This is a genomic window from Oerskovia douganii (assembly GCF_015142735.1).
GTDB lineage: Bacteria > Actinomycetota > Actinomycetes > Actinomycetales > Cellulomonadaceae > Oerskovia > Oerskovia douganii.
Map to the genome: position 1 here is coordinate 40030 of NZ_JACSPN010000025.1, position 7111 is coordinate 47140.

The following is a 7111-nucleotide window of genomic DNA, read 5'->3' on the forward strand; positions in this document are numbered from 1 at the left end:
CTAGCGCGTCTGCCATTCCGCCACCCGGACAGGTGTCAGGTCCCGGCGTTCCCGCCGGGGGCCTTGCGGGGAAAAACATAACACGTTTCGGGCGCCGAGCGTGCATCCGGCCCGTGGTGCAGACTGGGGAGCGTCCCCGGACCTCGGGCACCGGTCGGTGCAGGTCAGGGGTGGTTTCACGTTCGGACCGACACTGGATGGGGTGCTCGTGACTGAGGACAGGGACGCACGGCCGGAGGATGCCATGTCGGCGAGCCCAGGGATCCCGAGCGAGCGACCGACGGCCTCGATGAAGCACCTGGCCGGGCTGAGTCCCGCCGCCAAGAAGGTCGCGGGCGCACGGAGGAACCCGTCGGTCGTGGGCGTCGACGAGTCGGTGCCCGCCTGGTTGCGCACGAGCGCGGGCTGGTCGTGGCGGATCCTGCTGCTGGTCGCGGCGGTCGGGCTGATCTTCTACGCGACCGCGCAGGTGCAGATCGTGTTCATCGCGGTCTTCCTGGCGCTGGTCATCACCTCGGTGCTGCGGCCGGTGACCGACTGGTACGCGAAGATCATGCCGCGTGCTCTCGCGACCGCGTTGGCGATCCTCTCGGCGTTCCTGGTGCTGGGCGGCCTGCTGACCTACGTCATCACGTCGGTCGCGGGCCAGTGGGACAGCCTCGCGGGCCAGTTCAACAGCGGCATCGAGAAGATCTTCGACTTCCTCGAGAACGGTCCGCTGCCCGTGACGATCACCTCGGCCGACATCGAGACCTGGATCGAGAACGCGCGCACGTGGATCGCGGAGCACGGCGGGGACATCGCGAGCCAGGCCGCAGCCAGCGCCGGCTCGGTGTTCGAGGGCTTCGCCGTCCTCGCCCTCGCCATCTTCTGCACGATCTTCTTCCTGGCGCGCGGCAAGGACATGTGGACCTGGTTCCTCAACCAGCTCCCGTCCCGCTCGCGGGAGACGTGGATCGCGGCCGGTGGGGCGGGCTGGTACACGTTCTCGGGCTACGCCCGCGGGACCGTCATCATCGCTCTCGCCGACGGGATCCTCGCGGCGATCGTCCTGGTGATCCTGGGCGTCCCCCTCGCGGCGCCGCTCGCGGTCCTCGTGTTCATCGGCGCGTTCATCCCGCTCATCGGTGCCCCGGCCGCGATGGTCGTCGCGATGGTCGTGGCGCTCGCCGCGAACGGCGTCGTGAACGCTGCGCTCGTCGGGATCTTCATCGCCCTCATCGGCCAGTTCGAGGGGCACATCCTGCAGCCGCTCGTGATGGGCAAGCAGGTCTCGCTGCACCCCGTGGTCGTCGCGCTCGCGGTCACGGCCGGGACGTTCATCGCGGGCATCCTCGGGGCCGTGGTGTCGGTCCCGCTGGTCGCGGTCGCGTGGGCCGTGTTCAGCAAGCTGAGGCGCAAGGACCCGCCCATGGAGGAGGACATCCCGACGGCCAAGGAGATCGCGCTGTCCGGGCGGGGCCGTTCCTCGAACGGCGGCGCGAGCGGGGGCTCGGGCGGCCGGGGGAGCGACAGCGAGGCGACCGCCGAGGCCTAGACCAGCCGGACCAGGGGACGGCCTCGCCCGTCGCCGCGGCACGACGCTGCCGAATAAACCTCGCCGCGGACCGCAGCGGCCTGCCACAGTTCTCGCCATGACCACGAGCACCCGGGCGACCGTGAAGACCACGCCGACTCGCCTGACCAAGACCCTCTGGAGCTGGGCCTCGATCCTCGACGACGGCGCCCGCGAGCAGGCCGAGCGCACCTCGACCATGCCGTTCGTCTACCCGCACCTCGCTCTCATGCCCGACGCGCACCTGGGGCTGGGCGCGACCGTCGGCTCGGTGATCCCGACGCTGCGCTCGATCATCCCCGCCGCGGTCGGCGTCGACATCGGGTGCGGCATGGTCGCGGTCCGGACCCGGTACACGGCCGGCGACGTCGCCGGGCCCGCGCTGCGCGACCTGCGGATCGCGATCGAGCAGGCCGTGCCGACGAGCGCCGGCTCCTACAACCAGCGCCTGACCGACACGGCGGCGGCCCGTGTGCCCGAGCTCGAGGCGCTCGCGGAGGAGGCGGGCTTCGATCCCGCGCGGTACGCGGGGAACTGGCGTCTGCAGCTCGGGTCGCTGGGGTCCGGGAACCACTTCATCGAGGTCAGCCTCGACGAGGAGGACCGGGTCTGGTTCTTCCTGCACTCCGGGTCGCGCGGGGTCGGCAACAAGATCGCGCAGCACCACATCGCGGTCGCGCGCGAGCTCATGGCCCGGTACTGGATCGACCTGCCGGACAAGGACCTCGCGTACCTCGTCGAGGGCACCGACGAGTTCTGGGCGTACATCCGCGAGCTGCGGTGGGCCCAGCACTTCGCGCTCCTCAACCGCGAGGAGATGATGGACCGCGTCGTGGCCGCGTTCGACGCCTGGTCGGGGCTCGCGCCGGTCGAGGAGGCCGAGCGCATCAACTGCCACCACAACTTCACCGAGCGCGAGCACCACTTCCACCAGGACGTGTGGGTCTCCCGCAAGGGGGCCATCCGCGCCCGCGAGGGGGACCCGGGGCTCATCCCGGGGTCCATGGGCACGGCGTCGTACGTGGTCGTGGGCACGGGGAACCCGCTCGCGCTCGACTCGGCGCCGCACGGCGCGGGGCGGGAGTACTCGCGCAGCAAGGCGCGCAAGACCTTCACGCACGAGCAGCTGCGCGAGGCCATGGCGGGCATCGAGTACCGCGACACCGACGCGTTCGTCGACGAGATCCCGGCGGCCTACAAGCCGATCGACCGGGTCATGCAGGACGCGGCGGACCTCGTCGAGGTGCGGCACACGCTGCGGCAGATCGTCAACGTCAAGGGCGACTGACCGGTCGTCGAGGCGTGCCGAGAGCAGGGTCGAGGTCGTCGTGGCCCGGGGACGGCCTCGACCTCGTTCTCGGCGCCACGACCCGGCCCGACGGCGCAGCGCGCCTTCCCGCGGCGGTGCGCTCCGCCGTCGGGCAGCACGGGCGGGCGCGGTCCCGGCGGTCGCGCCCCGGGCGGCGCGGTGCTCTCGACGCGCGGGATCCGCGCGCACGCGACACGCTGGGCGGCATGAGGATCGGGATACCCGCCGAGGTCAAGAACAACGAGTACCGCGTCGCGCTCACCCCGGCCGGCGCGCACCACCTGGTCGCTGCCGGGCACGAGGTGCTCGTCGAGGCGGGCGCGGGGGCGGGGTCGGCGATCTCCGACGAGGACTTCGCGTTCGCGGGCGCGCACGTCCTGGACACCGCCGAGGAGGTCTGGGGTCGGGCCGAGCTGGTGTGCAAGGTCAAGGAACCCGTCCCGAGCGAGTACCCGCTGCTGCGCGACGACCTGCTGCTCTTCGCCTACCTGCACCTCGCCGCGGACCCCCGCGGCACGGCCGCGCTGCTCGACGCCGGGACCACCGCGGTCGCCTACGAGACCGCGCAGGCGCCCGACGGGTCGCTCCCGCTGCTCGCGCCCATGAGCGAGGTGGCCGGGCGCATGGCGACCCAGGTCGGGGCGTACCACCTGATGCGCCCCGCGGGCGGGTCGGGCGTGCTGCTCGGCGGGGTGCCCGGCAGCAGGCCGGGGCGTGTCGTGATCCTCGGCGGCGGGACCGCCGGGCGCCATGCGGCCGAGATCGCGGTCGGCATGCGGGCCGAGGTCACGATCCTCGACCTGTCGCTGCCCGTGCTGCGCGGGCTCGACCGCGAGTTCGCGGGCCACGTGCGGACCGTCGCGTCGAGCGCGTACGCGATCGAGCAGGAGGTGCTCGCGGCCGACCTGGTGATCGGTGCGGTCCTCGTCGCGGGTGCCCGGGCCCCGCGCCTGGTCACCAGCGACCTGGTGTCCGGCATGAAGCGGGGGTCGGTGCTCGTGGACGTGGCGGTCGACCAGGGCGGCTGCTTCGAGGACACCCGGCCCACGACGCACGACGACCCCACCTTCACGGTCCACGGGTCGACGTTCTACTGCGTCGCGAACATGCCCGGCGCGGTGCCCGTGACCAGCACGCACGCCCTCACGAGCGCGACGCTGCCCTACCTCGCGCTCCTCGCGGACGGCGGTGCCCGCGCGCTGGCGGACGTGCCGCTGCTGCGCAACGGGCTGTCGACCGTGACGGGGACGCTCGTCAACGAGCAGGTCGGGGTTGCGCTCGGGCTGCCCTGGACCCGTGCCGAGGACGTGCTGCGGGAGTAGGGCCGGTCGCCGGAATGCTCTGGGGCTCGGCCCCGAGGAGTGGCATCCTGTCCGGATGGAGCCTTTCGTCCTCGCCAACGAGCACGTCCGTCTCGCGATGCCCACCGCCGCGGACGTCGATCGCATCACCGAGCTCTGCCAGGGGCAGGACGTCGCGGACTGGACCACGGTCCCCAGCCCGTACTCGCGGGCGGACGCGGCGTCGTTCATCGAGGAGATCGTGCCCGAGGCCTGGCGGACGGGCCGCGGGAACACGTGGGCGATCCGTCGACCCCAGGACCCGGAGGGGCCCGTGCTCGGCATGATCGGTCTCACGAGCGACCAGGCACCGACCACGGACGCGTCGGCCGAGATCGGGTACTGGCTCGCTCCCGAGGCGCGGGGCGAAGGCCTCATGTCGGAGGCCGCGCGCCTCGCGGTCGACTGGGCGTTCGACCCCGAGGGGCTGGGGCTGAGCCGCATCGTGTGGACCGCGTACACGGGCAACTGGGCGTCGCGCCGGGTCGCGTGGCGCCTCGGGTTCCGTGTCGAGGGGACGGTGCGCGGCCACGGGATCCAGCGGGGTCGGCGCCGCGACGCGTGGATCGGCACGCTCCTGGCGGACGACCCGCGCGAGCCCGTGGAACCGTGGCCGTCGGCCGAGGCGGGGGAGCGGGTGGGCTCCGGGGTGCACCCCGGGGCCTCGCCGCACGGGTGACGGCCGAGCGCGTGGCCGCCGAGGGGCGGTGAGGGCGTCCCGGCGGGTGCCGCGCCGGGAATGATGTCGTGAGCAGGCCGTGCGCCGGGTGAGGATAGGACGCATGACGAGCACTCTCGACCCGGCCAACCCGTTCGCCGCGGCGTCCACCCTCCCGTACCAGCTCCCCGACTTCACGACGATCCGCGAGGAGCACTACCTCCCTGCCCTCCGTGCCGGCATGGAGGCCGAGCGCGCGGAGATCGAGGCGATCGTCACCGCCCCCGAGGCACCCACGGTCGCCAACACGCTCGAGGCCCTCGAGTCCGCCGGGCAGCTCCTGACGCGTGCGGTCACGGCCTTCTACAACGTCGCGAGCTCCGACTCGACGCCCGGCCTCGAGGAGATCGAGGAGACCGTCGCCCCCGAGCTCTCGGCCCACCACGACGCGATCTACATGGACGCGCGCCTGTACGCGCGGGTCCGCGCCCTCCAGGACGCGGTCGACGCGGGCGAGCTCACGCTCGACGCCGACACGGCCTGGCTCCTGCACACCCTGCTCGTCGACTTCCGCCGCTCGGGCATCGAGCTCGACGCCGCGGACCAGGAGCGCCTGCGCGAGCTCAACGGGAAGCTGACCTCGCTCGAGGCCGCGTTCGGCCGCAAGCTGCTCGCGGGGGCCAACGCCGCGAGCGTCCTCGTCGACGACGCCGCCGAGCTCGACGGCCTGCCCGAGGACGCGATCGCGGCCGCTGCGGCTGCGGCCGCGACGCGCGGGCACGAGGGCAGGTACCTGCTCGAGATGCAGCTCCCGACGCAGCAGGGCGTCATCGCGTCCCTGGCCCGCCGCGACACGCGTGAGCGCGTCCAGCAGGCGTCCATGACGCGCGGCGCGACGGGCGACGACAACGACACGCGCCAGATCGTGATCGACCTCGCGCGGCTGCGTGCCGAGCACGCCCGGCTCCTCGGGTACGACCACCACGCGGCCTACATCGCCGAGGACGCGACGGCCAAGACGACCGACGCCGTCAACGCGATGCTCTCGCGCCTGGCCCCGGCGGCCGTCGCGAACGCCCGCCGTGAGGCCGGCGACCTCGAGGTCGCGCTCGCCCGTGAGGCCGGTCGGCACGCCGAGCTGCGCGCGTCCGACTGGGCGTACCTCGCCGAGCAGGTCCGCAAGGAGCGCTACTCGCTCGACGACGCCGCGCTGCGCCCCTACCTGGAGCTCGACCGCGTCGTGACCGACGGCGTGTTCAAGGCCGCGAACCTGCTCTACGGGATCTCGTTCGCCGAGCGCACCGACCTCGTGGGCTACCACCCCGACGTCCGGGTGTTCGAGGTCTTCGACGGACCGGTCGGCGAGCCCGACCAGGGCCTCGGGCTGTTCCTCGCCGACTTCTACACGCGCGAGTCCAAGCGTGGCGGGGCGTGGATGAACAACCTGGTCGACCAGAACCACCTGCTGGACCAGCCGCCCGTGGTCGTGAACAACCTCAACATCGTCAAGCCTCCGGCGGGCGAGCCCACGCTCCTCGTGTGGGACGAGGTCATCACGCTCTTCCACGAGTTCGGCCACGCCCTGCACGGGCTGTTCTCCGACGTGCGCTACCCGTCGCAGTCGGGTACCGAGGTGCCGCGCGACTTCGTCGAGTACCCCTCGCAGGTCAACGAGATGTGGGCCTGGGAGCCCACGATCCTCACGTCCTACGCGGTCCACCACGTCACGGGCGAGCCCATGCCGGCCGCGTGGGTCGACACCATGCTCGCCTCGCGCCTGTTCAACGAGGGCTTCGGGACGACCGAGTACCTCGCGGCCGCGCTGCTCGACCAGGCCTGGCACCAGCTCGCCCCCGAGCAGGTGCCCACGAGCGTCGACGAGGTCCTGCCGTTCGAGGCCGCGGCTCTCGAGGCGGCCGGCGTCGCGTTCGCGCCCGTGCCGCCTCGCTACCGCACGACGTACTTCAACCACGTGTTCGGTGGCGGGTACTCGGCCGGTTACTACTCCTACATCTGGTCGGAGGTCCTCGACGCGGACACCGTGACCTGGTTCGAGGAGAACGGCGGCCTGAACCGGGCCAACGGCGACGCGTTCCGCAAGAAGCTGCTCGCGCGCGGCGGCTCGGTCGACCCCATGGTCGCGTTCGCCGACCTGCGGGGCCGCGCCCCGGAGATCGCGCCGCTGCTGACGCGTCGCGGTCTCGACGCGTAGTCGTCCCCGCGGCGCCGAGGCGGACCCGTACGGGTCC

The 7111-nt window shown here is 72.6% G+C and carries 5 protein-coding genes; all 5 read left to right on the forward strand.

The genetic code is table 11. The annotated features are described in order from the left end of the window. Positions 1–244: 244 nt before the first annotated feature. The 5 genes from H9623_RS16060 to H9623_RS16080 all read left to right on the forward strand — a co-directional run bounded on the left by H9623_RS16060 (position 245) and on the right by H9623_RS16080 (position 7074). Positions 245–1537, forward strand: coding sequence for an AI-2E family transporter (locus H9623_RS16060; protein WP_227748772.1), 1293 nt, complete (start codon positions 245–247; stop codon positions 1535–1537). 97 nt (positions 1538–1634) lie between these two features. Continuing rightward, complete coding sequence (locus H9623_RS16065; protein WP_193721020.1) at positions 1635–2843, forward strand: RtcB family protein; 1209 nt, start codon at positions 1635–1637, stop codon at positions 2841–2843. 227 nt (positions 2844–3070) lie between these two features. Further along, on the forward strand, positions 3071–4186 hold the full coding sequence (gene ald / locus H9623_RS16070; RefSeq protein ID WP_193721021.1) for an alanine dehydrogenase: 1116 nt from the start codon (positions 3071–3073) through the stop codon (positions 4184–4186). A 55-nt stretch (positions 4187–4241) separates the two neighbouring features. Continuing rightward, complete coding sequence (locus tag H9623_RS16075) at positions 4242–4883, forward strand: GNAT family N-acetyltransferase (RefSeq protein WP_193721022.1); 642 nt, start codon at positions 4242–4244, stop codon at positions 4881–4883. Between the two features lie 103 nt (positions 4884–4986). Then, positions 4987–7074 carry a M3 family metallopeptidase gene (locus H9623_RS16080; RefSeq protein ID WP_193721023.1) on the forward strand — a complete coding sequence of 696 codons (2088 nt, stop codon included), beginning with the start codon at positions 4987–4989 and terminating at the stop codon, positions 7072–7074. The last annotated feature ends 37 nt before the right edge of the window (positions 7075–7111 follow it).

Excerpts from the sequence above, each read along its gene's own strand:
- H9623_RS16060 (WP_227748772.1), top strand. The coding sequence starts at position 245 with ATGTCGGCGAGCCCAGGGATCCCGAGCGAGCGACCGACGGCCTCGATG.
- H9623_RS16065 (WP_193721020.1), top strand. The coding sequence starts at position 1,635 with ATGACCACGAGCACCCGGGCGACCGTGAAGACCACGCCGACTCGCCTG.
- ald (WP_193721021.1), top strand. The coding sequence starts at position 3,071 with ATGAGGATCGGGATACCCGCCGAGGTCAAGAACAACGAGTACCGCGTC.
- H9623_RS16075 (WP_193721022.1), top strand. The coding sequence starts at position 4,242 with ATGGAGCCTTTCGTCCTCGCCAACGAGCACGTCCGTCTCGCGATGCCC.
- H9623_RS16080 (WP_193721023.1), top strand. The coding sequence starts at position 4,987 with ATGACGAGCACTCTCGACCCGGCCAACCCGTTCGCCGCGGCGTCCACC.